Genomic DNA, 24,944 nt, shown 5'->3' on the forward strand with positions numbered 1-24,944 from the left:
AGCGGTGACCGCGGACCTCGAGCAGCGTACGACCGGCGGATCGGCGCCCACCCGGCCCCGCCGGCGCTGGCTGACGCCGCTGCTCGTGGTGCTCATGCTCGCGCAGATGGCGGTCGCGATGGTCACCACCGCGGTGCAGCAGACGCCCACCATCGACGAGCCGGTGTACGTCGGCACCGCGGTCACCTACCTCGAGCAACACAGCTTCCACTACAACCCCGAGCACCCGCCGCTGGGCAAGCTGCTCATCGCCGCGGGCCTGGCCGTCGCGGCACCGAAGCTGGATCCCGCATTTCGCGGCGACCAGACCGCGCTCGGCCGCCACGTGCTGTACGAAGCGGGCAACGACCCGTACGAAATGATGTTCTGGGCGCGGTTGCCGTTGATCGTGCTGACGCTGCTGTTCGGCCTGGTCGTGTTCGGGTTCGCCCGGGATCTCGTCGGTCGGGCTGGCGGGCTGCTGGCGTTGGCCTTGTACGCCTTCTCGCCCGACGTGATCACCCACGGTTCGCTGGCGACGCTGGACGTGCCCGCAGTCGGTTTCCTGCTGACGGCGGTGTGGCTGACCTGGCGTGCCCGACACAGCCCCCGCGTCCCGCTGCTGCTGGGGCTCGCCGGGCTGGCCCTCGGTGCGGCGCTCGCCACCCGAATGAGCGTGCTTCCCGCCGTGCCCGTCGTGCTGCTGCTCGCCCTACTCGCCACGACGGCCTGGCGGCGCGGGGTGGCAATTCGGGAACGTTTGCAGGGGCTTGCCCTGGTTGCCGGGGCGGGCGCTGTCGCCATCGCGGTGGTATGGCTCAGTTACCTCGCCGTCGACCCCGCGCTGCGTTGGACCGAGCCCACCGGCCTGCCCGCCATGTCCGGGCTGCGGGGCCTGCTCACCAGCCTGCTCCCGCTGCCGGAGGCGTACCGCGACGGGATGCGCATCCAGTTCGCCTTCGAGGACTCGACGTTCAGCGGGTTCCTCTTCGGGCGGCACTACCAGGGCTCCCTCTGGTACTACCTGCCCGCAGCGCTGCTCGTGAAGACGCCGATCGGCATGCTGGTGCTCTGGGCTGTGGGCAGCGCGGCGATGCTGACCGTCCCCCGGCTGCGCGCCGCAGCGCCGTACGTCCTCGTGCTTCCCGCGCTGCTGTTCGCCGTGGCGATGACCGGCGCCCGCGACTTCGGCACCCGGTACACCATCTTCCTGCCGATGTTCCTCGCTGTCGCCGCCGCGGCCGTGCTGACCCTGCGGTGGCGCTGGGTGCGACCCGCCGCCGGGGTGCTCGCCGGCTGGGTGGCGGTGAGCTCGATGCTGACCTTCCCGTACTACCTGCCGTACGCCAACGAGGCGTTCGGCGGACCCACCCGGACCCACCTGCTGCTGCACGACTCGAACGTCGACTGGGGGCAGGACCTGGGCCGGCTCGCCGACCACCTCCGCGAGCGCTACCCCGGCGAGCAGGTGTGGTTGGTGTACAAGGGCGCCGGAGTGCCCGCCGCCTATGGCATCGACGCGGAAAATCCGCTCAAAGTGCCCGCTGAGCAGGTGCGTGGGCTGCTCGTGGTCTCGGACAGCTCGGTCGCGAAGGCCACCGGGCGGCTGGCGGCGCTGCTGGAAACCAGCGGTCAGCCGATCGACGAGGTCGGCCATTCGATGCGGATCTATCGGCGGGGCTAGCCCACCAGGGCGCGGTGGCGGCCGATCCGGGGTCCCTCACGGTCGGTGCTCTCGACCGCGGCAATGGCCGTACGAGCGGTGTGTTCGGCCCGGGCGCAGGCCTCGGGCAGGTCGTCCGCGGGGACGGGCCGGCTCAGCGCGTACCCCTGGGCGTAGTCGCACGTCATGTCGCGCAGGTGCAGGAGAGCGCTGATGTCCTCCACACCCTCGGCTACCACCGACAGACCCAGGTTGTGACCCAGGTCGACGGCGCTGCGGACCATCACCGCGTCCGGCGTACGTTCCGCCGGGTCCTTGCCCAGATCCTTGATGAACATCCGGTCGATCTTCAGCTCGTCGGCCGGGACGTGCCGCAGTTGCGCGAGTGAACTGAAGCCGGTGCCGAAGTCGTCCACCGAGACGCTGATGCCGTGATCCCGGATGGCGCACAGCGCGCGTACGGTGCTCGCCGGGTCGGCCATGATGCTGGTTTCGGTCAGTTCCAGGCGCAGCAGCTGCGGCGACAGCCCGGCCGCGGACACGGCGGCGAGGACCGTGGGCACGAAGTCCCGGTCGATGAGACAGCCCGGCGACACGTTCACCGCCACGCAGTACGGCGTGCCGGCCTGCGCCCAGGTCGCAGCCTGACGGACGGCCAGGGCGAGCAGGTGGCAGGTGAGGCGTACTTCGAGGCCGCTGCTTTCGGCGATGGTCAGGAATTCCGCCGGGGGCAGCAGCCCGCGCTCCGGGTGTTCCCAGCGGACCAACGCCTCCACGGAGGTGACGGTGCCGTCGCTGAGGCGGACCTGGGGCTGGTAGTGCAGCCGCAGCCGGCCTTGCGGGTCGCCATCGTCGAGGAGGCCGCGCAGCTCCGCGAGGAGCTGCATGCGGTCCTGCGTGCAGGTGTCCGCCAGGGCGTCGAAGACGGTCACCCCGCCGCCGCCGGCTTTCGCCCGGTACATGGCACCGTCCGCGTTGCGGAACAGATCCGCGCCGGACAGCTCGGCACGGCCCAGCGCGATGCCGAGGCTGCCGCTGATCGCTGCCGGGCCCTCATCCAGCACGAAGTTGCGCCGCAGGTCCGCCACCATGCGCTCGGCCAGGACGGTCGCTGTGCCTAGGTCCGGCACCCGGGGCAGCAGCACCGCGAACTCGTCGCCGCCGAGTCGCGCCACGATCCCCTCGTCACCGGCGGCCGCGCTGAGCCGCCGACCGGCCTCCAGCAGCACCTGGTCGCCGGCGTGGTGTCCCAGCGTGTCGTTGACGGCTTTGAAGCCGTCCAGGTCGACCACCATCAGGGCAACCTGGTGCCCGTTGTCGGTGGCTGCGGCCCGCAACGCCTCATCGAGGCGCAGCCCGAACAGGTTCCGGTTGGGCAGGCCGGTCAGCGGATCGTGCAATGCCTGGTGTCGGCTCTCGTCGGCCTGCGCCAGCAAGCGGCGCTGATAGCCCAGCACCAGCCGCATGATCATCCCGACCAGGGCCAACCCCGCCGCGAAACCGACGGCGGTGCCCGCCAAGAGCTGTCCTTGGGTACGCCGCAGCGCGCTCACCTGCTGCTGCGCCGAATCGTGGTAGGCCCGCGCCACGTCATCGACGTCGTCCTGCAACGAGTAGAAAGCGGGCGTCACCTCCAGCCGGTCGAGCTGCGCCTGCCGGGGATCGCTGTCGGCGACGAGCACCATGAGGTGCTCGGCGAGGTCTCGGTAGGCGGCCTGCTGCTCACGCAGGCGCTTGGCGTCGACGCCTGCCTGCGCGACACCGGTCGCGATGACGTCGGTGAGGGCGCGGTCCGCGTTGGCCGCCACCTTGTCGAACCGCTGCTTGATCGCCACGGACGGCTCCACCTGGTAGTGGCGCAGGTTCACCTCTTCCATGGCGATCGCGATGCGCGCCTCGGTGAACAGCGCGGCCACCACGAGTGCCTGCTGTTGCTCTTCGGTGGCGCGAGTCGTGTGCAACGTCCCGTGCAGCACGTACGCGGCCAGGGCCAGCAGAACCGCCGCGAGGGCAGCGATGGTCACGGCGCCACGGCGTACGAAGCCGGTGACGCGGGTGCGCAACGCGCCGCGGAGGGGCCTGACCACGCCGCATTGATCGGCAATCGGTGGCCGCGGTCAAGGCGAATGCGGCCCGGGTTGCCGCTCAGGTGCAGAAGGAATGCGCCGAATGGCAGAACATGCGCTTGGTGACCGGTGCCGTGGCGGCACTCCTGCTGGTGGTGACGTCCGGCTGCGCGAGCTCCGGCGGCGGCGAGAGCACGAATCCCGCCCCCGCGGCGGAGCCGATCCGGCTGGGCACCCTCGTGCCGATCAGTGGCCGCAGCAGCCCGTCCGGCGAGGCGATGGTGAACGCCGCCCGAATGGCGGTCGACGAGGCGAACGCGAAGGGCGGGGTGCTCAACCGCAAGATCGAACTTGTGGTGGGTGACGACGCCTGCGACCCGGGTACGGCGGTCACGGCCGCTCGTGACCTGGTTGCCCAGAACATCGTGGTGTCGGTGGGCGGGTATTGCTCCAGTGCGACCGTACCGACGCTGAAGATCTTCCGTGAGGCGAAGGTACCGATGGTGGTCGCCCAGTCGAACTCCACCGACCTGCTGGCCCCGAAGTACGACAGCGTCTTCCTGATCTGCGGCACCGTGGAGGCGGAGGGGGTGTTCGCCGTCGACTGGGCCAAGCAGCTCGGTGGCACCAAGCTGGCGGTGGTGCATGACGGCACGAGCTTCCCGGTCACCCTCGCCACATCGACGGTCGCGGCGGCGAAGGCGAAGGACCTGACCGTGACCAGCGAGCTGGAGTTGAGCCAGGGCGCCCCGAGTTACACCCGGATCGCCGACGCGGTGATGAGCGGTGGCGCGGACGTCGCCTACTACACCGGCTACTACGCCGAGGCCAACCAGTTCATTGCTGACCTGCGGGCGCGCGGCTTCAAAGGCAAGATCCTGGTCGGTGACGGCGCCACCGACGGCCCGCTCCTCGATGGTCTCGGCCCGGACCAGACCAAGGACCTGTACGGCACCGCGATGCTCTGGCCCGAGCTGATGCCGGAGCTCAAGGACTGGTCGCAGCGTTACCAGGATGCTGTCGGCACCGAGCCGGGCCCGTCAACGGTCGAGGCGTACGACGCGGTGAACGTGGCGCTGGATGCGATCCGTCGGGCGGGTAGCACGGACAGCGCGGCCGTGCGCAAGGCGATCGCGGAGACGAACATGACCGCAATGTCGGGGCGGGTGAGCTTCAACAAGGACGGTTCCCGCACGACACCCCGCTTCCTGTTGCTGCACGCGACCGGTACGGGCTTCACCCTGGTGCAGCAGCCGCCCGGTTCCTGATGGTGGGGCGAGCGGCTGCTCAGCGGGACAGTTTGCACCGTCGAGGGGACCCCGTTCGGGCGAGCGTGGGCGCGTCGATGCCCAATCGTTGCTCTATAGCAAGGACTCAGCATCTACAGTGCACCTCGATGCTCACGCCGCCCTTCGCCATCACCGAGCACCCCGCCGAGCCCGGGGTTGCCCGCCTGCGCGTCCACGGCGAGCTCGACCTCGAAGCCGCCAGCAATCTTGAGGGCGCGGTGGCGGTCGCCCGCCGAGCGCCGGGCGTGCGCGCCGTCATCCTGGATCTGACCAGCCTGACCTTCCTCGACGCCGCCGGCGTGGCGGGCGTGGTCCGTGCCGCTCTCGCCGCCACCGCGGCCGGCGTCCAACTGCGCACGGAGAATGCCACCGGCATCGTCTGCCGCGTCCTCGACATCACCGGCGTCGGCGAATGGCTGCACTCCCGCTGATGCTCGGTGGCGGACCGTCCAATCCCGAGCAGCCGCTGCTCAGTCGTCGGTGAGTGCCGACCGGAGTTTGAGCAGCGTGCGGGCGATCAGCCGGGAGACGTGCATCTGCGACACCCCGATCCGTGCGGCAATATCCGCCTGGGTCAGGTTGCCGTAGAACCGCAGCGACAGGATCATGCGTTCGCGCTCGTCGAGCGCCGCCAGTGCGGGCCCGAGCGCCACCCGCAGTTCCGCCAGCTCCAAGTCGTGGTCGTCGGAGCCGAGCAGGTCGCCGAGCGCCGTCGCGCCGTCCTCGGTCACCGGGGTGGAGAGGCTCTTGGCGCTGTAGGCGCGGGCGCCCTCGAGGCCTTCCAGCACCTCTTCCTCAGTGATGTTGAGGTGGGTTGCCATGTCGGCGACGGTGGGGGAGCGGCCCAGCGTCTGGGGAAGGACGTTGCCAGCTTCGGTGATCGCCAGGCGCAGCTCCTGCATGCGGCGAGGAACGCGGACTGACCACGTGCGGTCGCGGAAGTGCCGGCGGACCTCGCCGAGGACGGTGGGGATCGCGAAGCCGGCGAAGTCCACGCCACGGTCGGGGTCGAAGCGGTCGATGGCCTTGATCAGGCCGACCGTCGCGGTCTGCACCAGATCGTCCTCCGGCTCGCCGCGGCCGCTGTATCGGTGGGCGAGGTGGTGAACGAGGGGGAGCCAGGCGCGGATGGCCTCGTCGCGCAGGCGCGCACGGGCTGGGCCGGGTGGAGTTGCTGCCATCGCACGCAGCAGCGCGGAACCGTCGTGGGGTACTCGCCTGGTCATCGTCGTCATTCCGGATCCCTTCGGCGGCTTTCGATTCAGAGTAATCGACGCAGGAACCGACGCAACTCGTTCGGGCCAAGACCAGCCGTGACGGTGACCACATACGAAACGGTCCCGTTCCGTATCGCGGCGACGGGCCCTACAGTGAACGACGGATACGGAACTGTTCCGTATCGTTAGTCCTCGCTACGGGGGAACGCCGTCATGAACAATCCACAACCACAGCAGGCCGGGCACCCGCGCCGCTGGGCCATCCTGGGCGTGCTGGTCATCAGCCTGCTCGTCGTCGTCCTGGACAACACCGTTCTCAACGTCGCGATGCGCACCATCGCCGACCCGCACGCGGGGCTGGGTGCCAGCCAGGGCCAGCTCGAGTGGGCGATCAACTCGTACACCCTGGTCTTCGCGGGTCTGCTCTTCACCGCCGGCATCCTGGCTGACCGGCTGGGCCGGCGGGTCACCCTGATGGTCGGACTCGCGCTCTTCGGGATCGCTTCGCTGCTTTCCGCGTACGCCCAGACGCCCGACCAGCTCATCTGGGCGCGCGCACTGATGGGCCTCGGGGCTGCCGGCGTCATGCCCGCCACCCTGTCGATCATCGCCAACGTCTTCGACCCGCAGGAGCGCGGCCGCGCCATCGGCGTCTGGGCTGGCGCGGTCGGGCTGGGCGTCGCGATCGGCCCCATCGTCGGCGGCGTGCTGCTCGAGCACTTCTGGTGGGGTTCGGTCTTCCTGATCAACGTGCCCGTCGTGATCGCCGGCGTGATCCTGGTCCGGGTCCTGATCCCCGAGTCGCGCGACCCGAAGCCGGGCAAGATCGACGTCGTCGGCGTCCTGCTGTCGATCCTCGGCCTGAGCCTGCTGACCTACGGCGTGATCGAGGGCGGCGAGGCCGGCTTCGGTGAACCGCGCGCCTGGGCCACCCTGGCCGGTGGCGTGCTGGTGCTGGCGCTGTTCGTGCTCTACGAGCGTCGGATCGCCCACCCGTCGCTTGATGTTCGGCTCTTCGCCAACCGCAGGTTCTCCGCGTCGACCGGCATGATCGGTCTGGTCTTCTTCGCCGCGATGGGCTCGATGTTCTTCAGCGCCTTCTACCTGCAGCTGGTCCGGGATCTCGGTCCGCTGGCATCGGGCGCGCTGTTCGTGCCGTTCGCGGTCGGTCAGATGGTGTTCGCGCCGCGCAGTGCGGCGATGGTTGCCCGCTTCGGTCCCAAGGCGGTCAGCACCGTCGGCCTGCTGCTGGTGGCCGCCGGACTCGCCGGCTGGCTGTTCGTCGGCGCCACCACGCCGCTGTGGATCATCGGCGCGCTGTTCTTCGTGATGGGCGTCGGCATGGCCAACGTGATGCCGCCGGCGACCGAGGCGATCATGGCGGCGCTGCCCCGGGAGAAGGCCGGCGTCGGTTCGGCAGTCAGCAACACCGTCCGTCAGGTCGGCGGTGCGCTGGGTGTCGCCGTCCTCGGGGCCGTGCTGTCGTCCGCGTACCGCAACGGGATGGCGGGCACCGCAGGCGCGCTGCCGGAAGCCGCCCGGGACGCCGCCACCGAGTCGATCTCCGGCGCCTACGGTGTCGCAGCCCAGGCGGGTCCCGCCGGCCCCGCACTGATCGCGCAGGCGAACGACTCCTTCCTCACCGCGATGCACTACGCGTCCATCGGCACCACGGTGTTCGCGCTGCTCGGTGCCCTGGTCGCGGTGATCTGGCTGCCCGGCCGCCGGCCCGCCGACGCCCCGCCTGCGGGCATCGCCGAGAGCCTGGCCGAGGAACAGGGTGTGGAATTGGTCAAGGCGTGATGGGCGACGTGGTCGGGATGCACGGGCTCGGTAACAATGGAGCGCATGACGACGGTCAGCGTGGATGAGGACGCCGGCCGGGGCCGTAAGGCACCCGGCCGGCCCCGCGATGCCCGGGCCGCGGAGGCCATCCTTGATGCGGTGACCGACCTGCTCGGCGAGGGCCTCAGCGCCGACGCGATCTCGATCGAGGCGGTCGCCACGCGGGCCGGCGTGGGCAAGGCGACGATCTATCGGCGCTGGCCCAACAAGGAAGCCCTGCTCATCGACGCGGTAGCCCGGATGAAGGGCCCGCTGCCGGTCCCCGCCGGCACGTCGGTCCGGGAAGACCTGATCATGCTGGTCGGGCTGGCGCGTCATCCGCACATGGAACATTACGGTCGGGCCACCGCCTGCCTGGTGCCCGAGTTGGTGCGCAGCCCGGAGATGCACGCCGTCTTCCAGGCCGTGACCGAGCCCCGCCGCGATGTCACCCGTCAGGTGCTGCTGCGCGGCATCGCGACCGGAGAATTGCGCGCGGATCTCGACGTCGAGCTGACGCTGCTGATGCTCGCCGGTCCGTCGATCGCGCAGAACATGCTGCACTGGAATCCCGCGGTGCCGATCGAGGGCTATGCCGAGGCGCTCGTCGACGCCATCCTGCGCGGCGCAGCCGCCTGAGACCCGACACCGTCTCGCGGTAGGCGACAGCAAGACCGCCGGGTGCCGGAAACTTTGCCGCTATGTGAAGTTCGCGCTACGTACATGCATAACTATCTATCTTGAACGTCATGAAGATCCGAGCCCGTGCGGGCCTCACCGCCGCCGTTGCCACCGCGACCGTCACCGCCGCCCTCGGCCTACTCGCTCCTGCCCCGGCCGTCGCTGCACCCGTCGCTGCCGCTCCGGCGGCCACCACGTCCCTCAGGGGACTGCCGCCCTACTCGACCTGGGTCGCTGACGTCACCGCCGTCGCCGGTCAGGCCTCGAGCTACCTGGACAGCGTTCTGCCCAACAGCGCGATCCGGCCCGCGATCGTGCTCGACATCGACAACACCGCGCTGCAGACCACGTACCGTCCGGGGCTGACCTCCCCGGCGACCGGTCCGATCCTGGACGTTGCCCGCCAGGCCGCGGCGGACGGCGCGAAGGTCTTCTTCGTCACCGCACGGCCGGAGATCCTGCTCTGGCAGACCGAGATCAACCTGGATCTCGTCGGCTACCCGGTCGAGCGCATCTACCCGCGGCCCTGGTTCAACACGCAGCCGGATGCCGAGCTGAAGACCGACGCCCGCAAAGCCATCGAGGCGCAGGGCTACCGCATCGTCGCCAACATCGGCAACAGCCCGAGCGATCTGGCCGGTGGGCACGCCGACCGGACGTTCAAGCTGCCTGACTACGACGGCGCACTGATCTAAATACGGCCGATTCCACCAGCAACACCCCGCCTTGGCGTCGGCGATCCGCCCGTCGTCAGTGCACTCCTCCGCCGGAGGCCGTCCTGGCCTCCGGCGTCGAGGTCGCCGGGGAACGGAGCAGCCAATCGGGCGCCCGTTTCACCGGCGCGATCGCCTACGGACATTCGCATACTTGAATCCCTTTCACCTGCGGCCTGAGTAGCTGAGAAAACCCTGAGAGTTTCGGCTTCCTGGGTTTGTTTCGGCCGTCCGGCGCTGACCTGGCGGAAATGCCTTCTCCGGTACGGGTGGAAGCGGGATGTCGGGGCTTCTTGCAGCGGCCGGGTGCCCCGTGCGCCTGTACCCCTTGTGCGGCTGCGACGTCACTTGATCCGTGCTGCGGCTCGGGCTGTACCCGGGCGCGAGGCAGTCAAACGTGCTGGTCGCTTCTTTCTGCGACATGCGAGGTGCGATATGCAGATGGCGATACCCGGTGCCTCGCTGAGCTAGGCTGAGCGTACGGTGCCGACCCGCACCCGAGCGTGCGTACGGAGAGTAGCGGGATATGACATGAGCATTGGAGAGCGGCGCAGATCCGCGTTGGAGCGCAAGCGCCTGGTCCGAAGACTGTTCGCCATTCGGCAGAAAATCGGTTTCACTCAGGCTCAGGTCGCCGGAAAACTGCGTTGGTCGCAGTCGAAGGTGCACCGCATCGAGAGCGGCGAGAATGGCATTTCCTATACCGACCTCCTCGCCTTACTCAAAATTTACGACATCCGCGAGAACGACCTTGTAGAGGAATTGGCGGAAATGGCCAACACGGCCCGTCAGCGCAGCCTCCCCGAAATCAGCGACATCCATTCCAAAGATTTCCGAGACTTTCTCGAGGCCGAGATCATCGCGGAAACCATGCGGGAGTTCGAGAATTCGTACGTCCCCGGCCTGCTGCAAACCTCGGCCTACGCCAACGCCGTATTGCACACCCTGCTGCAGACCGGCTCCCTGTCCGACGATGAGCGGCCCGCGGTGGTGGAACGCATTCGACGGATGGTGGAGCTCCGCGCCCTGCGGCGACAGATCTTCGACGAGGGCGGCATCACCAAAGCCGCGTTCGTGCTGGACGAGGCGGTGCTCCGCCGAGTCGTCGGCGCGGAGACCGGTGACGCCGCAGTCATGCGCGCCCAGCTTGACCACCTCAAGAAGATGAGCCGCCACCCGCGGGTGGACCTGGGCGTCGTGCCGTTCGGCGCGGGCAGCCACGTGGGCATGAGTGGGCCGTTCGTGATCCTGAGCTTCCCCGACCCGGATGATTTTCCGCTGCTCTATCTGGAGAACGCGGCGGGCGAGTTCCTGACCAAGCACGATCAGCGACAGGTACGGCGGTTCGCCGCCAACTTCGAAAGCCTCCAGGCCTGCGCGCTGCGCGGACCGGAGCTGGAGGCTGTGCTGGACGACGCGGCGGCTGCCATCGGCTGACCGGGCCCGACCGACCGCGGGCGACCAGGGTGAACTGACCGGAGGAAGCGCGGATGACCTGGACCGACATCGACGCGAACCCCTGCACGGTGCGCCGCAGAACCGGTTCGTCCGTGGTGCTCCGTAGGGCCGGCTCGTCCGTTCTGGCCGCCGCGCTGCCCGTCAACGCCGGCTTCGGCTCGCGTCCGCCGGTGCGCAACCGCGAACCGGTGGCCGACGGTGGCTGAAACGGACCGGGAGCTCGGTTTCCGCAAGCCCACCCCACGGCTCAACGGCGAGCCGGCAGCCCAGCACGCCCCGGGTGGCTTCGTCGGCCTGCTGCACGGGGTGCTCACCAACGCCCGCATGCTGGTGCACGCGCTGGCGCTGATCTGCCCCTTCGTTCTGCTGGTCGCGGCGCTGCTGGGTTCGCCGGAGATCCTGGCCGTGATGGTGGCCGCGATGCTGACCCTCATCGTCTGGGCACTGCGGCGCGCCCGTCAGGAGGACGCCGCCCGCCGCAACTGCCCGCCGGAATAAGCGCAGTGCGAGCTGGCCGGTCGGATCAAATGGCGGTGCGAGCTGGTCCACCGGATTGAGCGTCAGCGCGAGCTGGCCGGTCGGGAAAGCGGCAGCGCGGAGCTGGCTGCGCGGGGTTTGCCCCGGTGAGCGCGCTAAGGCGGCAGCGGGGGTACTGCCGCAGGCGGCGTGGCGGCTGGACGCGCGTGGCGGGAAGCCAGCTGCTGGGGGCGGGTGTGTGCTTGCCGGTGGGGCCGCAGGATCAGCTGCTGCGTCGGTGCAGCTGGTCTGCGAGTCGCTGCCAGCGCGACAGGACCGGGTCGCAGATCATGCCCGCGGCGATGCTGACCAGGGTGGCGATGACGGCGAGGGCGATCGTTCTCGCCGCGGCCGCGCTGAACAACGCAGAGCCGAGCCCCTGGCCCAAGCCGATGGCGGCGGTGCCCGCGCAGGTGCCGTAGACGGCGAGTCGGACGGGGGAGGCCGGATCGTCCTTCGGCTGTGGCGGCATACGTGGCTCCTTCCGTCGCACGGGCGTCCACCCGTTGGTAGAGCTACTGCGCACCAGCCACCCCATCGCACCGCGACCGCGTGTGGCGGCCGCCCCACCTGACGACCTGGATCGTATAAGAAAGACCAGGCCACTACGTCATTTTGCGTCCCTACGGCGTACCACGATCGGGGACGACCATTTTCTGTTCTTGCACCGTCCTCATCAGACTAGCCGCGCCATCGAAAGGAATCTACACTCTTGCCTGCCAGATACTTGACCGTCGGCGATCACGCTTTTCTGGTACATCGGGACGCCGATCGTCGCGCGCCAAGCGCAGATCGCTGACCGGCGCATGCGTGAACGGCCGGCCGCCCATCAAGGAGGCACGTTGCGCGATAAGCCGTCGCCGCAGGCCGTGTGGCGAAAGAGTTCCCGCTGCGGCACCGGTAACTGTGTCGAAGTATTCACCTCCGATTTCATCGTCCGGATGCGAGACGGTAAAGATCCATCCGGTCCGGTCCTGGAGTTCGACTTCCGACAGTGGTCTTGCTTCCTTTCGACGCTGCGCGATCCGGGGTTCGGTGCTTGATACGGCCACATACCCCGGTTCGGTTGAAGGGCCGCACCCTCGATCGGGTGAGCTGCGGCCTCGGGCCGGTCTGGACGGACGGGAGGGCACCACGTGGACGAGCGAGTGGATCACCAGAGGACCCTTCATTTCGTGTCGTGCGGTCGGACCGCCGATAGCAAGAAATGTGCGGCTGTCCCGGCTGGCGTTCGCGAGTGTGGACAGCGAAGCCGACCACTGCCGGTGTCTCGGTGTCTCCGCGCCCCGCAAGGTCAGCCGCGGTCGGCCACGGGACGGCTGCGCCGTGTCTTCGAGACACGCGAAGTCGCCCTGAGACGCACTCGTGGTCGCTGCGGGACAGCCGTCCGAAGCGTTGATCGGTCATGAGAGAAGAGGAGTTCTCGCGGCGGTGGGGTGCGGAACTGACCCACAAGCTGCAGGAGGCGCCATCGCTGTCGGCGTTGGCGCAGGTGCTGGACTGGGTCCGGGAGAAGCATGAGCGCACCCAGCGGCAGATAGCCGAACGGGCCGCCCAGACGCGTGGGCTGTCCCGGAGCAGCGTCAACAACCTGCTGGCCGGCCGCAAGCCCATCGGGGAACGCGCCGTGCTGCTGCCCCTGGCTCGCTACTGTGGCGTGCCCGAGGACCGGATCGGTGACGTCGAAGCGGCGTGGGAAAGGCTGCGTGGACAGGACTCCGGCGGTGATCCCCGTGTCCCGGGACCTCGGGCCGCGGACGGCGACCTGGTCGACCATGGTCCGGCGGAGCGCGATCGGCACCTCGCCACGCTGCGTGTCATGGCGGACATCGCCGGCCGGATGACCGAGGAGAACGCGCTGCCATCAGCGCGGGCGCTCTACGAGCACGTGCTGGCGACCCGACGCGAACTGCTCGGCGAACGTGACGCGCAAACCCTGCACGCTGCCCACAACCTGGGCGTGGTCCTGGGCCAGTTGGAAGACTTCGCCACGGCCCGCCGCGTGCTGCACGCCACCTTCGAGGCCCGCCGTGACACGCTCGGCGCCGGCCACCCCTCCACGTTGTCGTCCATGGACGCGCTCGCCACCGCCCATGCCGAACTGGGCGAACACAGCACCGCCCGCAGGTTGCTCACGGACTGCCTGGATCATCGACGTCGCATCCTGTCCAACAGCCCGGCCGCCGAACACCAGCAAGCCCTCAACCGGCTCGATTACACGGCCGGCAAGCTGCTCGTCGTTCTGCACCAGCTCGGCGATCTCGACGCGATCGAGGCCATCCAGGCGTCTCTGCCGTCCATGGACGACCTCCGTCACGAAGACGCCGACCCCGCGGCCGGCTCTGCGCCGCCCCGGCGCGGCGGCCTCACCCTGCCCACCCGAGACCGTCGCGGCCGTCGGGACCGCGATTCCCCGACCGGCTGAGTTCAGGCTGCGCCACGGGCAGCGGATCGTTCACGGCAGGAGGAGCGTGGCCGGTTGACTCCCCATGGGGTCGGTGCGCCGGCTATCGCGGGGTTGGGCGACCGGATCGGGCCCGGGCGCTGATCTCGACCCCGGCCGCGCGGAGCCGGTCGGTGAGCGCGTCGCCGATACCGGTCGCGGGGGTCAGGACACCGCCCTCGGAGGGCGCGAGCCGCTCCCGGTCGAGGGCCAGGGCGAGCGCTGATTCGCCGAGCATCAGCGCGGTGGCGGCGTAGCCGGGGTCGCCCTGGGCGCGGAAGCGGGCCGAGTAGCGGGCGCCGGTGCTGGTCCGGGTGTAGATGTCGATGGTGAAGTGACCCGCTTTGCGGGCGCGCTCGCTCGGCCCCTCGCCCGGCATGGGCAGCAAACGGTCGAGCACGAAGCGGGTCGGCGGCAGCGAAAGGCCGACCACCAGCGCCCCAAGCCCCACTTTCATCGCGGCGGCCAGCAGGGGAGACAGCGGTGACGTGCCGGTGCTCATCGTCTCGCGGTACCGGAAGCTCCGGCCGTACGCATAGCCGCGCAGGGCATTGCTGCGCCGCACGATCCGGGTGTTGTAGGGCCCCATGAAGAACGGTGCGAGACTGCCCCGCAGCGAGGGGTCGACGTCCGTGCCGCGTAGCGACGTCAGGTCACTCTGCCGGCCGACGTCAGGCTCCGCGGCGCGGTCCGGACTCAGGGAGTACGGGCTGGCAGCGAGCCGCCGCAGCGCCCGGTCCTTGCGGACGGCGTCGATCTGGTGGCGCAGCGAGTCGATCGTGCCGCCACTGATGCCCCCGCGCATGCTGCTGACGACGAGCGTGGTGTCGGTCAAGTCTCCGGCGTCGTCCGCGGCGACCTGCTGGTGCAACACGTGGACGCCCAGGTCGGACGGGATGGAGTCGAAACCGCACGAGTGCACGATCCGAGCGCCGGTGGAGCGGGCCAGCTCGTGGTTCTCATCGATGCTGCGCCGGACGAACAAGACCTCGCCGGTCAGATCGGTGTAGTCGGTGCCCGCGGCGGCACAAGCGTGAGCGAGCGTACGCCCGTACTTCGCATAAGGTCCGACCGTCGTCACCACCACCCGGCTGGACGCGGCCAGTTTGCCCAGCGCATCGGTGTCCGCAGCGTCGGCGACGACAACCGGCCAGTCGACCCCCAGCCGCCGCCGGACCGCCTCCAGTCGCGCCGCCGAGCGCCCGGCCAGCGCCAGGCGGGTGCCGTCGGGGGCGTGCGCTGCCAGATATTCCGCTACGAGCACGCCGACGAACCCGGTGGCGCCGTAGACGACGATGTCGTATTCCCGCATGGTCATCGATTCTGCCTCATGATCGAGGTTTCGCGGGAGAATCATCCCATTCGATGAAGGCCTGGTGGGTGCGGACGCTAGGTGACCAGCGTGCGACGGTCGTCGGGGTGCCGGCGGGTGGCGCCGGTGCGGTCGAGGAGCTCCAGCAGCGGCACCGCCACCCGGCGGGTCGTGTGCAGTGCTTGGCGGGCTTCGCTGAGCGTGAACGGCTGCGGTAGCCCGGCGAGCAGCTGCACTGCCCGATCGGGGGCGTCCGCGGGCAGCACCACAGTGTCGGCGAGGCGAACGAGCAGGCCGGCGCGCACCGCGGCGGCGAGCTGACGGGCACCGAGTCCGAGCTCCGTGAGTCGATAGGCTTCCGGTGCCACGAAGGGACGGTCGGTGTCCCAGGCACGCTGCACCGCAGCGACGAGGTCGCCGGGAACCTGTGCCCCGCCGGCGGAGACCCGACCGGAGCGGAGCGCGAGCGGCGCCGTGACCAGGGCCTCCACCAGGGAGCGGTCGGGCAGGCCGAGCTGGTGTCGCAACGCCTCGACCGGCGCACCCGGCTCGAGGGGGCGTTGCGCCGCATGGTCGGCGACGGCCGCTGTCAGCCGCTCCCGCAGCTCCTGCCAATGTCCCGGATCCGCGAACCACCCGCCTGCCACCGGGGGACCGTCCACCACCACGCCCATGCGGGCCAGCTCGTCGCGGTGACACAGGCCGCGGCGGCGTAGCTCACTGGCGAGGTTCGCGGAGCCGTCCAACCCGGCCAGCACCGCTGCCCGAGCCACCGCCGCACCTCGGCGCTGCAGGCCCGGCGGTACGACGTCGAGCACAGTCACACCACCGGCGACATGCTGGCGGCCCGGATCGCGCAACAGAGCCCGATCGCCGAGCCTCAGCGGCAGCCGCTGGGACAAGCGCAACCGTGCCGTGTCTCTGCCCAACGGCCGTACGTGCACCGGGACGGCCGCCGAGCCCATGTGCAGCGTCAGCGTCGCCGGAAGATCCGCGGTGGGGTCCCCGTGCACACGGACGTCGATGAGGTCGGTGAGCAGGAACCGCCCCGGTGTCAGCAGGGCAGCGCCGCGGCTGATGTCTGCGCGAGGTACGCCGCGCAAGTTGACAGCCACCCGGCCGGTGCCGTGGATTTCCGGCACCGGCTCACCGAGTGCTTGCAGGCCCCGGACGCGCACCGGTCGACTTGCGCCGGCCATTTCCAGTTCGTCACCGGCGCGCAGGGTGCCCGCGCCTAAGGTGCCGGTGACGACAGTGCCGGCGCCGCGGATGGTGAAGGCACGGTCGATCCACAACCGGACCGGGCCGGGCGGGGGAGCCGGGATGCGCTGGACGAGCCGCCCGAGCGCGGCCCGCAGGTCGGTCAGGCCGGCGCCGGTGACCGCGCTGACGGCGACGCCCTCGACCGTACCCAGCGACGATGCGGCGAGGTGGGCGGTGGCCGAGCGTAGCGCCGGTGCGGGATCGGCGAGGTCGGCCCGGGAGACGACCAGCAGCCCGTGCCGTACGCCGAGCGCGTCCAGGGCGGCGAGGTGTTCCGCCGACTGCGGCATCCAGCCCTCGTCGGCAGCCACGACGATCATGGCGGCGGGCGCCGGACCGACACCGGCCAGCATGGTCGGGACGAACCGTTCGTGTCCCGGAACATCCACGAACGCGACCGTGCCGCCGGGGTCCAGTGTGGTCCAGGCGTAGCCGAGGTCGATCGTCATGCCGCGGCGGCGTTCCTCGGCCAGCCGGTCGGGTTCCATCCCGGTCAACGCCCGGACGAGGGTCGATTTGCCGTGGTCGACGTGTCCTGCGGTGGCGATGACGTGCACTGTCAGGCCACCGCGCGAACCGCAGCCAGCACAGCGTGGTCCTGCTCGGCCGGCACGCAGCGCAGGTCCAGCAGCAACCGGCCGCGCGTCACCCGGCCGAGGACTGCAGGGTCGCCGCAGCGCAGGGGCCGGGCGTACGACTCGGGCAGCGCGATGGCCCAGGAAGGAAGTTCGAGCTCCGGGGCCCCACCTGCGCCCACGAAGGCTACCGAGGCGACCAGTTCGGCGGGTATGCCCGTGGAGGCCAGCGCGGCGGTGGCTTGCTGGGTGCGTACCCGGAGAGTTTCTGGATCTGTCCGCAGTGCGACCCAGGTCGGCGTCGCCGGACCGGTGAGGGTGGCATGCAGCGCGGCCAGGGTGAGTTTGTCGACCCGCAGTGCCCGCGCGAGCGGGTGCCGGCGGAGCCGTTCGATGAGCGTGGCGTCGCCGAGCAGCAGCCCGGCCTGCGGGCCGCCGAGGAGCTTGTCGCCGCTGGCGATGACGAGGTCAGCGCCGTGGCGCAGGGTGGTGGCTGCGTCCGGCTCGTCCGGCAGCAGCGGGTCGGATGCCAGCAGTCCGGAACCGATGTCGGCGACAACGGGCACGCCGAGGCCGGTCAGTTCCGGCACCGGCACGGATCTCGTGAAGCCTCGCACGACGAAATTGGACGGATGCACCTTGAGGACGAAGCCAGTTTCCGGTCCTACCGCCGCGGCATAGTCGGCGGCGGAGGTGCGGTTGGTGGTGCCGACCTCGCGCAGCCGTGCCCCGGTGGAGACGAGCAGGTCGGGCAGTCGGAATCCGTCACCGATCTCGACCAGCTCACCGCGGCTGACCACGATTTCCCGCCCGGCGGCCAGCACTGTCGCGGCCAGCACCAGCGCGGCAGCGCCGTTGTTGACCACGTGGACGGCCGCGGCGACGGGCGCGGCCGCTGCCAACGCGGCGAGGGTTTCTCGGCCGCGGCGGGCCCGCTGGCCGGTGCCGAGATCCAGCTCGACGTCGGTGTGCCCGCCGGCGGCGGCGACGGCCTGGACGGCAGCCGGGGACAGGGCGGCCCGGCCCAGGTTGGTGTGCAGCACGACGCCGGTCGCGTTCAGGACGCTCCGCAGCCCGCCCGGTGCCGCCGGGAGCGCCGCCACCGCCGCCTCGGCCACGGCGGCAGGCGGGATGTCGCCGGACCGCGCCCGCTCCTGAGCCGCCAGGACGGCGGCTTTGACCAGGTCCCGGCCCAACCGGCTGGCCGCGGCGACGAGCCGGGGGTCGGCGAGCAGGGCGTCCGTACGCGGAATCTGCCGGCGCGGATCAAGTTCCACAGGGTCAACCTATCGGGGACATCAGAACGCGTAACGGATGCGGCAGTACGGTGTGACTCGCGCGATCAGCTCGCTCAGTGCTGTCACGTGTCGACCTTTGTCGCCGGTGCGGTAGCGCACGTTCAGGGCGCCATTCTCCGAGCGCTTGACCTGCTGGAGGTCGGGGCGCCAGAGCACCTCCTCGGCCTTGGGGTGCCAGCCGAGGTTGACTTCGTGCAGGTCCCGGTTGTGCGTCAGGAAGATGACCTCCGCCGCCAGTTGCGCCTTGGCGGCCGCGCCGATGCCCGCGTCCAGGTCGGCGAGCAGGGCGGCCCAGTCGTCGAGCCAGCCGTCCCGGACCACGACCGGGCTGAAGTTGACGTGCACCTCGTAGCCCGCGGCGACGAAGTCGTCGATGGCCGCGATGCGCTCGGCGACCGGGCTGGTGCGGATGTCGAGCAGCTTCGCGTCGCGGTGCGGCATCAGCGAGAAGCGGATCCGGGTACGCCCCTGCGGGTCCCAGTCGAGCAGGTCACGGTTGACGTGCTTGGTGGCGAAGCTGGCTTTGGCCGTGGGCAGCCAGCGGAACAACTCGACCAGGTCGCGCACGTTGTCGCTGATCCGGGCGTCGAGCGAGCAGTCGGAGTTCTCGCCGATGTCATAGACCCAGGCCTGCGGGTCGCACTCGTTGGGCGCGGGTTTGCTGCCCTGCCGGGCGACATGGCGCTGGACGTACCCGCTGATCTTGTCGATGTTGGCGAAGACCGTGATGGGGTTGGAGTAGCCCTTGCGGCGGGGCACGTAGCAATAGGCGCAGGCCATCGCGCAGCCGTTGGCCGTGGAGGGCGCGATGAAGTCAGCCGAGCGGCCGTTGGGGCGCGCGGTGAGCGACTTCTTCACCCCGAGGACCAGGGCCTCGCGCTTGATCCGGACCCAGCGGGAGACGTTGGTCTCGTTGCCGTAGAGCTCGGGGATGCGGTGGTGGCTCTCGATCTCGACCAGGTCGGCACCCGGAAAACGGGCCAGGACCTCCCGACCGCGGGGCAGGGCGGCGGCCTCGGGCTCGAGGTAGATGCGCCGGATGTCGAGGAGGGCACTGTCCAGGAGGTCACTCATGTCACGAGGAATGATGCCGCATGCGGTGGGGTAGAGGCGTCGCATGACCACCTCCGACACGGCGACGGTGCGCACGAAAGTGCCCGCGCGCCTGGATCGCCTGCCCTGGGCCCGCTGGCACTGGATGATCGTCATCGGCCTCGGCACGGTGTGGGTGCTCGACGGCCTCGAGGTGACGATCGTCGGCAACCTGTCCGGGCGGCTGTCCGAGCCGGGCAGCGGCCTGTCGATCACCCAGAGCCAGGTCACCGGGCTCGGCGCGGCCACCTACGTGCTCGGTGCCTGTTTCGGCGCGCTGTTCTTCGGCTGGCTCACCGACCGGTTCGGTCGCAAGAAGCTGTTCATGCTGACGCTGGGCGTCTACCTGTTCGGTACGGCGATGACCGCCCTCAGCTTCGACCCCTGGTGGTTCTTCCTGTTCCGCTTCGTCACCGGCGCCGGCATCGGCGGCGAGTACGCGGCCATCAACTCGGCGATCGACGAGCTGATCCCGGCCCGACACCGCGGTCGCGTCGACATCATCATCAACGGCACGTTCTGGGCCGGTGCCGCGCTGGGCGCCCTGCTGACCGTGCCGATCCTGACCCAGCTGCCGGCGTCGTGGGGCTGGCGCGCGGCGTTCGCCCTCGGCGCGGTGCTGGGGTTGGTCATCCTGCTGGTCCGCCGGCACGTGCCGGAAAGCCCGCGCTGGATGTTCATCCACGGCCGTGGCGAGGAGGCCGAGCGGCTGGTCGGTGACGTGGAGCGGACCGTCGAGCGGGAGGACAAGGTCACCCTGGAGCCGGTCGCCGACGACCAGGCGATCACGATCCACACTCGCCGCACGATCGGCTTCGGCGAGATCGCCCGGACCCTGATCCGCAAGTACCCGAAGCGGGCCGCGCTGGGCCTGTCGCTCTTCATCGGCCAGGCGTTCCTCTATAACGCCATCACCTTCGGGTACGCGCAGATCCTGCAAACGTTCTTCGGCGTGCCGGCGGGCAACACCGGCTACTACTTCGCGGTGATCGCCGTCGGCAACCTGGTCGGGCCGGTCGTGCTGGCCCCGTTCTTCGACTCCGTCGGCCGCAAGATCATGATCACCGGATCGTATGTCAGCTCCGGCGTGCTGCTGCTCGGCACCGCCTGGCTGTTCTCCACCGGCACGCTCAGCGCGGTTACGATGACCGCCTGCTGGTGTGTCGTGCTGTTCTTCGCCTCGGCCGGAGCCAGCTCGGCGTACCTCACGGTGAGCGAGATCTTTCCGATGGAGACCCGCGCGCTGGCCATCGCTTTCTTCTATGCCATCGGTACGGCCGTCGGCGGCGTCAGCGGCCCACTGCTCTTCGCCGAGCTGGTCGGCACCGGCAAAGTCGGTGACACCGTGCTCGCCTTCGTCATCGGTGCCGTCCTGATGATCGCCGCCGGACTGGTCGAGGCGTTCCTCGGCGTCAAGGCCGAACGGCAGAGCCTCGAACAGCTTGCCACCCCACTGAGCGCCGTCAAGGAGCACTCCGCATGAAGATCTGGCCGGGCAACCCCTACCCGCTGGGCGCCACCTACGACGGCGGCGGCACCAACTTCGCCCTGTTCTCCGAGGTGGCCGAGCGGGTCGAGCTGTGCCTGTTCGACGACGACGGCAAGGAGACCCGCATCGACCTGCCCGAGCGGGAGGCCCTGGTGTGGCACGGCTACCTGCCGCGGATTGTGCCGGGCCAGCGCTACGGCTACCGCGTGCACGGGCCGTACGACCCGGCGCGGGGGCTGCGGTGCAATCCGGGCAAGCTGCTGCTCGACCCGTACGCGAAAGCGATCGAGGGGCACAACGAGTGGGACAACGCGCTGTTCTCGTACCACTTCGGCAGTCCCGAGTCGTTCAACGAGTCGGATTCCGCGGCGTACGCGATGCGGTCGGTGGTGGTGAACCCGTATTTCGACTGGGCCAACGACCGGCCGCTGCGCATCCCGTTCCACCAGACGGTCATCTACGAAGCCCACGTGAAGGGCATGACCGCGAACAACCCGAAGATCCCCGAGGACGTCCGGGGTACCTATTCCGGCCTGGCCCACCCCGAGATGATCAAGCATTTCCACGAGCTCGGGGTGACCGCTGTCGAGCTGATGCCGGTGCACCAGTTCGTGCACGACAGTGGGCTGATCGAGCGGGGCCTGAGCAACTACTGGGGTTACAACACCATCGGCTTCTTCGCCCCGCACAACGACTACGCGTCGTTCGGCGGCCGGGGCGGGCAGGTGCAGGAGTTCAAGTCGATGGTCAAGGCGCTGCACGCCGCGGGCATCGAGGTCATTCTGGACGTCGTCTACAACCACACGGCCGAAGGCAACCATCTCGGCCCGACCCTGTCGTTCCGCGGCATCGACAACCCGGCTTACTACCGGCTCGTCGACGAGGACAAGCAGTACTACTACGACACGACCGGCACCGGGAACAGTCTCAACGTGCGGCACCACGAGTCGCTGCGGCTGATCATGGACTCGCTGCGCTACTGGGTGACCGAGATGCACGTCGACGGGTTCCGGTTCGACCTGGCCTCGGCACTGGCCCGCGAGTTCCACGAGGTCAATCGGCTGGCCGCGTTCTTCGACCTGGTGAACCAGGACCCGGTGGTCAGCCAGGTGAAGCTCATCGCCGAGCCGTGGGACGTCGGCGACGGGGGTTATCAGGTGGGCGGGTTTCCGCCGCTCTGGACCGAGTGGAACGGCAAGTACCGCGACAGCGTCCGGGACTTCTGGCGGGGCGAGCCGGCCAGCCTGGGTGAGTTCGCCTCCCGGTTCACCGGCTCCTCGGACCTGTACGAGATCGACGGCCGCCGTCCCATCGCCTCGATCAACTTCGTCACCGCGCATGACGGGTTCACGCTGCACGACCTGGTCTCGTACAACGAGAAGCACAACGACGCCAACGGCGAGGACAACCGAGACGGCGAGAGCCACAACCGGTCGTGGAACTGCGGTGTCGAGGGTCCCGCGGACGACCCCGAGGTTACCGCGCTGCGCGAACGGCAGAAGCGCAACTTCCTCGCCACGCTCCTGCTGTCCCAGGGTGTGCCGATGATTGCGCACGGTGACGAGTTGGGTCGCACCCAGCAGGGCAACAACAACGTGTACGCCCAGGACAACGAGCTCAGCTGGATCGACTGGACCGACGCCCGGCATCACGACGTGCTCACCGTATTCACCCGGCGGCTGACCCGGCTGCGGGCCGATCACCCGATCTTCCGGCGCCGCCGCTTCTTCACCGGGCGGCCGGCAGGGGACTCCGAGCTGCCGGACATTGCCTGGCTGCGGCGCGACGGCGAGCCGATGACCCCGCAGGACTGGAATGAGCGCTCCGGTATGACGATGACCGTCTTCCTGAACGGGCATGGCATCCCGGAGCGGGACGCGCTGGGCGAGCCGATCATCGACGACTCGTTCCTGGTGCTGTTCAACCCCCTGCCGGACCGGGTCACCTTCACCATGCCGCCGAAGGCGTACGGAAGGACCTGGGAGAAAGCGATCGACACGGCCGACCCGCTGCTGGCCGGCCGCAAGCGCTCGGTCCGTGCCACCGGGCCGCTGGAGGTCGCCGGGCACGCCATGGTGGTGTTGCGCTGCAGTTACTGAGAGTATTGGCCGCAGCCGGCCTTTGCGGGAACGTGGACGTCGGCTTGCGGTCGGCTTGAGCTTCGCCAGGCATCGTTTCTCAGGTCAGCAAGCAGAACGTGAGGACGAAGAAGATGAAGCTCGTACGCCTGGCCGCGATCCTCGGAGCGGTCCTCTCGGCCGCCCTTGTGGCCCCGCACCCGGCGTCGGCCGCGAGCGCGCCCATCCCGGGCACGCCGATGGGTCTGCGTGATGTCCGCTCGACCGTGAACGCCGCGGAGAGCACCGTGTACTGGAAGCCGGTCGCCGGTGCCACCCACTACCGGGTGATGGTGAGCGACGGTGCCTACACCCGGAGCTACACCGTCCAGGCGACTCAGCCGCTGAACGCCGGTGGCACGCACCAGGTCACGGTTGCCACGCCGGACAAGTGCTCCCGTTACGTGATCACCGTCGCCTCGCGGGACGCCCGGGGCCAGGGCACCGCGATCGCCATCGTCGAGAAGTCGCTGGCGCCGACCATCGTGATCCGGGCCAAGGCGGTCCGCGGCACCGACAAGACCAAGGCGACGTTCACCTACACCGCGCCGCAGTGGAAGGGCTACCTCGGCGGCCCGACCGGCGGGGCGACGCCGGACAACACCGCGAACCCGAAGATGAGCTTCACCAGCACCACCCAGCTCATCCGCGTCATCGACGGCAAGGTCATCGCCACCAACACCTTCACCGGTGCCACCTGGACCAAGTCCCGCAGCCAGAGCTTCTCCGGCCTGGACCCGCAGCGCGCCTACGTCTTGAAGATCACCAACTCCAACAAGTGGGGCAGCTGCGCCGCCCAGCTCGGCCGGGTCCTGCTCAAGGCCAACTGACCCACCCCGTACTTCGCTCTCATCCCCCCGAGGAACGCCCGGCCTCCCCCGGCCGGGCGTTTCCGTGTGCTGTGCCACGCGGAACGCCCGGCGTCGAGCAACCGTCGCCAACCCGACAGCGGGCGGGCTCGGCGCTGCGCGGTGGCGGAGGATGGTGCCATGGCGGACGTCATCGTGGTCGGCGGCGGGATCATCGGGATGACGGCGGCGGTGCGGCTGCGCGAGCGCGGTGCCGACGTGACGCTCTGGAGTCCGGACGGGCCGCTCGACACGGTCTCCGCCGTCGCCGCGGCGGTCTGGTATCCAACCGGCATCACCTTCGAGCCGCGGGTGCTCGGCTGGGCCGCGGGCGCGTACCGGGAGTTTCGCCGGCAGGCCCACGACGGCGTGCCCGGTGTCCAGGTCCGCGAGACCCGCAACCTGGAACGCGACGGCACGACCGCCGAGCCGTGGTGGGCTGCCGCTGCCGGCCGGGTGCGCTATCGGCCGCTGGGTCCGCCGTGGACCCGAGAGGTGCGCTTCGAGGCTCCGGCGGTCGACATGAGCGTCTACCTGCCCTGGCTGCGGGAGCAGTTCGAGCGGCTCGGCGGCCGGGTGGTGCGCCGGCGGGTGGACCGCCTCGAAGAAGCCCTGGCCGAGGCTCCGGTGATCGTCAACGCCACCGGGCTGGCTGCCGGGTCGCTCTGCGGCGACCCGGACGTCTATCCCGTACGCGGGCAGATCGTGCTCGTCGCCAACACCGGTGTCTTTGCCTCGGTCCGCGACCTGGGCCGGCCCAGCACGTACGTGCATCCGCGCACCCGGGACGTGGTGCTCGGCGGCACCTTCGAGGAGAACAGCTGGAACACGACCCCGGACCCGGCGACCCGCACCGCCATCCTCGAACGCTGCCTCGCCCTGGTCCCGGAGTTGGCCGGCGCGCCGGTGCTGGGGGAGAAGGTGGGGCTGCGCCCGGCCCGGCGCGGCGGTCCGCGGGTGGAGGTGGAGAAGCTGTCCGGCGGAACGGTCGTGCACGCGTACGGTCACGGCGGCGCCGGGATGACGCTTTCCTGGGGGTGCGCTGACGAGGTCGCCGACCTGGCCCTTTGATCACGGATCGTTAACCTTCCGTTTACCCTG

The 24,944-nt window shown here is 69.8% G+C and carries 22 protein-coding genes; 15 read left to right on the plus strand and 7 right to left on the minus strand.

Features of this window, described 5'->3' with window-relative positions:
* Positions 1–4 precede the first annotated feature (4 nt).
* On the plus strand, positions 5–1,663 hold the full coding sequence (locus ACIA1L_RS15770; RefSeq protein WP_396073407.1) for a phospholipid carrier-dependent glycosyltransferase: 1,659 nt from the start codon (positions 5–7) through the stop codon (positions 1,661–1,663).
* Here ACIA1L_RS15770 and ACIA1L_RS15775 read toward each other — a convergent pair.
* Positions 1,660–3,729: a putative bifunctional diguanylate cyclase/phosphodiesterase gene (locus ACIA1L_RS15775; RefSeq protein WP_396073408.1), complete on the minus strand. Its 2,070-nt coding sequence runs from the start codon at positions 3,727–3,729 to the stop codon at positions 1,660–1,662. The two genes, ACIA1L_RS15770 and ACIA1L_RS15775, sit on opposite strands and share 4 nt — an antisense overlap.
* Positions 3,730–3,749: 20 nt before the next feature.
* On the opposite strand from ACIA1L_RS15775, the gene ACIA1L_RS15780 reads away from it, so the two are divergent.
* Together ACIA1L_RS15780 and ACIA1L_RS15785 are read left to right on the plus strand one after the other, a co-directional pair.
* Positions 3,750–4,976: a branched-chain amino acid ABC transporter substrate-binding protein gene (locus ACIA1L_RS15780; RefSeq protein WP_396073409.1), complete on the plus strand. Its 1,227-nt coding sequence runs from the start codon at positions 3,750–3,752 to the stop codon at positions 4,974–4,976.
* Positions 4,977–5,104: 128 nt separating this feature from the next.
* The gene (locus ACIA1L_RS15785) at positions 5,105–5,428 is read left to right on the plus strand and encodes an anti-sigma factor antagonist (RefSeq protein ID WP_396073410.1); all 324 of its coding nucleotides are present in this window, start codon (positions 5,105–5,107) and stop codon (positions 5,426–5,428) included.
* Positions 5,429–5,467: 39 nt separating this feature from the next.
* On the opposite strand, the gene ACIA1L_RS15790 is transcribed toward ACIA1L_RS15785, so the two are convergent.
* On the minus strand, positions 5,468–6,232 hold the full coding sequence (locus ACIA1L_RS15790; protein ID WP_396073411.1) for a SigB/SigF/SigG family RNA polymerase sigma factor: 765 nt from the start codon (positions 6,230–6,232) through the stop codon (positions 5,468–5,470).
* A 195-nt stretch (positions 6,233–6,427) separates the two neighbouring features.
* Here ACIA1L_RS15790 and ACIA1L_RS15795 point away from each other — a divergent pair, with 195 nt between their 5' ends.
* The 6 genes from ACIA1L_RS15795 to ACIA1L_RS15820 all read left to right on the plus strand — a co-directional run bounded on the left by ACIA1L_RS15795 (position 6,428) and on the right by ACIA1L_RS15820 (position 11,388).
* Positions 6,428–8,017: an MFS transporter gene (locus ACIA1L_RS15795; RefSeq protein WP_396073412.1), complete on the plus strand. Its 1,590-nt coding sequence runs from the start codon at positions 6,428–6,430 to the stop codon at positions 8,015–8,017.
* A 45-nt stretch (positions 8,018–8,062) separates the two neighbouring features.
* Positions 8,063–8,677, plus strand: coding sequence for a TetR/AcrR family transcriptional regulator (locus ACIA1L_RS15800; protein WP_396073413.1), 615 nt, complete (start codon positions 8,063–8,065; stop codon positions 8,675–8,677).
* Positions 8,678–8,787: 110 nt separating this feature from the next.
* Complete coding sequence (locus ACIA1L_RS15805; protein WP_396073414.1) at positions 8,788–9,414, plus strand: HAD family acid phosphatase; 627 nt, start codon at positions 8,788–8,790, stop codon at positions 9,412–9,414.
* Positions 9,415–9,963: 549 nt separating this feature from the next.
* Positions 9,964–10,869, plus strand: a complete 906-nt coding sequence (locus tag ACIA1L_RS15810) for a helix-turn-helix domain-containing protein (RefSeq protein ID WP_396073415.1) — start codon at positions 9,964–9,966, stop codon at positions 10,867–10,869.
* 53 nt (positions 10,870–10,922) lie between these two features.
* Entirely contained in the window at positions 10,923–11,096 is a 174-nt protein-coding gene (locus ACIA1L_RS15815; protein WP_396073416.1) for a hypothetical protein, read from the plus strand.
* Positions 11,089–11,388, plus strand: a complete 300-nt coding sequence (locus ACIA1L_RS15820; protein WP_396073417.1) for a hypothetical protein — start codon at positions 11,089–11,091, stop codon at positions 11,386–11,388. Before ACIA1L_RS15815 ends, ACIA1L_RS15820 begins: the two co-directional genes overlap by 8 nt.
* A 241-nt stretch (positions 11,389–11,629) precedes the next feature.
* Here the strand turns inward: ACIA1L_RS15820 and ACIA1L_RS15825 are convergent, their stop codons facing one another.
* Positions 11,630–11,878: a hypothetical protein gene (locus ACIA1L_RS15825; protein ID WP_396073418.1), complete on the minus strand. Its 249-nt coding sequence runs from the start codon at positions 11,876–11,878 to the stop codon at positions 11,630–11,632.
* A gap of 334 nt (positions 11,879–12,212) precedes the next feature.
* On the opposite strand from ACIA1L_RS15825, the gene ACIA1L_RS15830 reads away from it, so the two are divergent.
* Together ACIA1L_RS15830 and ACIA1L_RS15835 are read left to right on the plus strand one after the other, a co-directional pair.
* Positions 12,213–12,449: a DUF397 domain-containing protein gene (locus ACIA1L_RS15830; RefSeq protein WP_396073419.1), complete on the plus strand. Its 237-nt coding sequence runs from the start codon at positions 12,213–12,215 to the stop codon at positions 12,447–12,449.
* 362 nt (positions 12,450–12,811) lie between these two features.
* Positions 12,812–13,831 (plus strand): tetratricopeptide repeat protein, encoded by a 1,020-nt coding sequence (locus ACIA1L_RS15835; protein ID WP_396073420.1) that lies wholly within the window; start codon positions 12,812–12,814, stop codon positions 13,829–13,831.
* 82 nt (positions 13,832–13,913) lie between these two features.
* Here ACIA1L_RS15835 and ACIA1L_RS15840 read toward each other — a convergent pair whose 3' ends face one another.
* The 4 genes from ACIA1L_RS15840 to ACIA1L_RS15855 all read right to left on the minus strand — a co-directional run bounded on the left by ACIA1L_RS15840 (position 13,914) and on the right by ACIA1L_RS15855 (position 19,371).
* Positions 13,914–15,167 (minus strand): saccharopine dehydrogenase family protein, encoded by a 1,254-nt coding sequence (locus ACIA1L_RS15840; RefSeq protein WP_396073421.1) that lies wholly within the window; start codon positions 15,165–15,167, stop codon positions 13,914–13,916.
* A gap of 71 nt (positions 15,168–15,238) precedes the next feature.
* Entirely contained in the window at positions 15,239–16,981 is a 1,743-nt protein-coding gene (gene selB / locus ACIA1L_RS15845) for a selenocysteine-specific translation elongation factor (protein ID WP_396073422.1), read from the minus strand.
* 2 nt (positions 16,982–16,983) lie between these two features.
* Positions 16,984–18,276 (minus strand): L-seryl-tRNA(Sec) selenium transferase, encoded by a 1,293-nt coding sequence (selA, locus tag ACIA1L_RS15850; RefSeq protein ID WP_396073423.1) that lies wholly within the window; start codon positions 18,274–18,276, stop codon positions 16,984–16,986.
* Positions 18,277–18,297: 21 nt separating this feature from the next.
* Positions 18,298–19,371, minus strand: a complete 1,074-nt coding sequence (locus tag ACIA1L_RS15855) for a spore photoproduct lyase family protein (RefSeq protein ID WP_396073424.1) — start codon at positions 19,369–19,371, stop codon at positions 18,298–18,300.
* A 43-nt stretch (positions 19,372–19,414) separates the two neighbouring features.
* Between ACIA1L_RS15855 and ACIA1L_RS15860 the strand changes: the two genes are divergently transcribed.
* The 4 genes from ACIA1L_RS15860 (at position 19,415) to ACIA1L_RS15875 (ending at position 24,914) form a co-directional block, all read left to right on the plus strand.
* Positions 19,415–20,872: an MFS transporter gene (locus ACIA1L_RS15860; RefSeq protein ID WP_396073425.1), complete on the plus strand. Its 1,458-nt coding sequence runs from the start codon at positions 19,415–19,417 to the stop codon at positions 20,870–20,872.
* Positions 20,869–22,977 (plus strand): glycogen debranching protein GlgX, encoded by a 2,109-nt coding sequence (gene glgX / locus ACIA1L_RS15865; RefSeq protein ID WP_396073426.1) that lies wholly within the window; start codon positions 20,869–20,871, stop codon positions 22,975–22,977. Before ACIA1L_RS15860 ends, glgX begins: the two co-directional genes overlap by 4 nt.
* 113 nt (positions 22,978–23,090) lie before the next feature.
* Positions 23,091–23,825 carry a hypothetical protein gene (locus ACIA1L_RS15870; RefSeq protein WP_396073427.1) on the plus strand — a complete coding sequence of 245 codons (735 nt, stop codon included), beginning with the start codon at positions 23,091–23,093 and terminating at the stop codon, positions 23,823–23,825.
* 159 nt (positions 23,826–23,984) lie between these two features.
* Entirely contained in the window at positions 23,985–24,914 is a 930-nt protein-coding gene (locus ACIA1L_RS15875) for an FAD-dependent oxidoreductase (RefSeq protein WP_396073428.1), read from the plus strand.
* The last annotated feature ends 30 nt before the right edge of the window (positions 24,915–24,944 follow it).

Origin of the sequence: Actinoplanes sp. NPDC051859, from assembly GCF_044452725.1 — a bacterium.
Classification (GTDB): Bacteria; Actinomycetota; Actinomycetes; order Mycobacteriales; family Micromonosporaceae; genus Actinoplanes.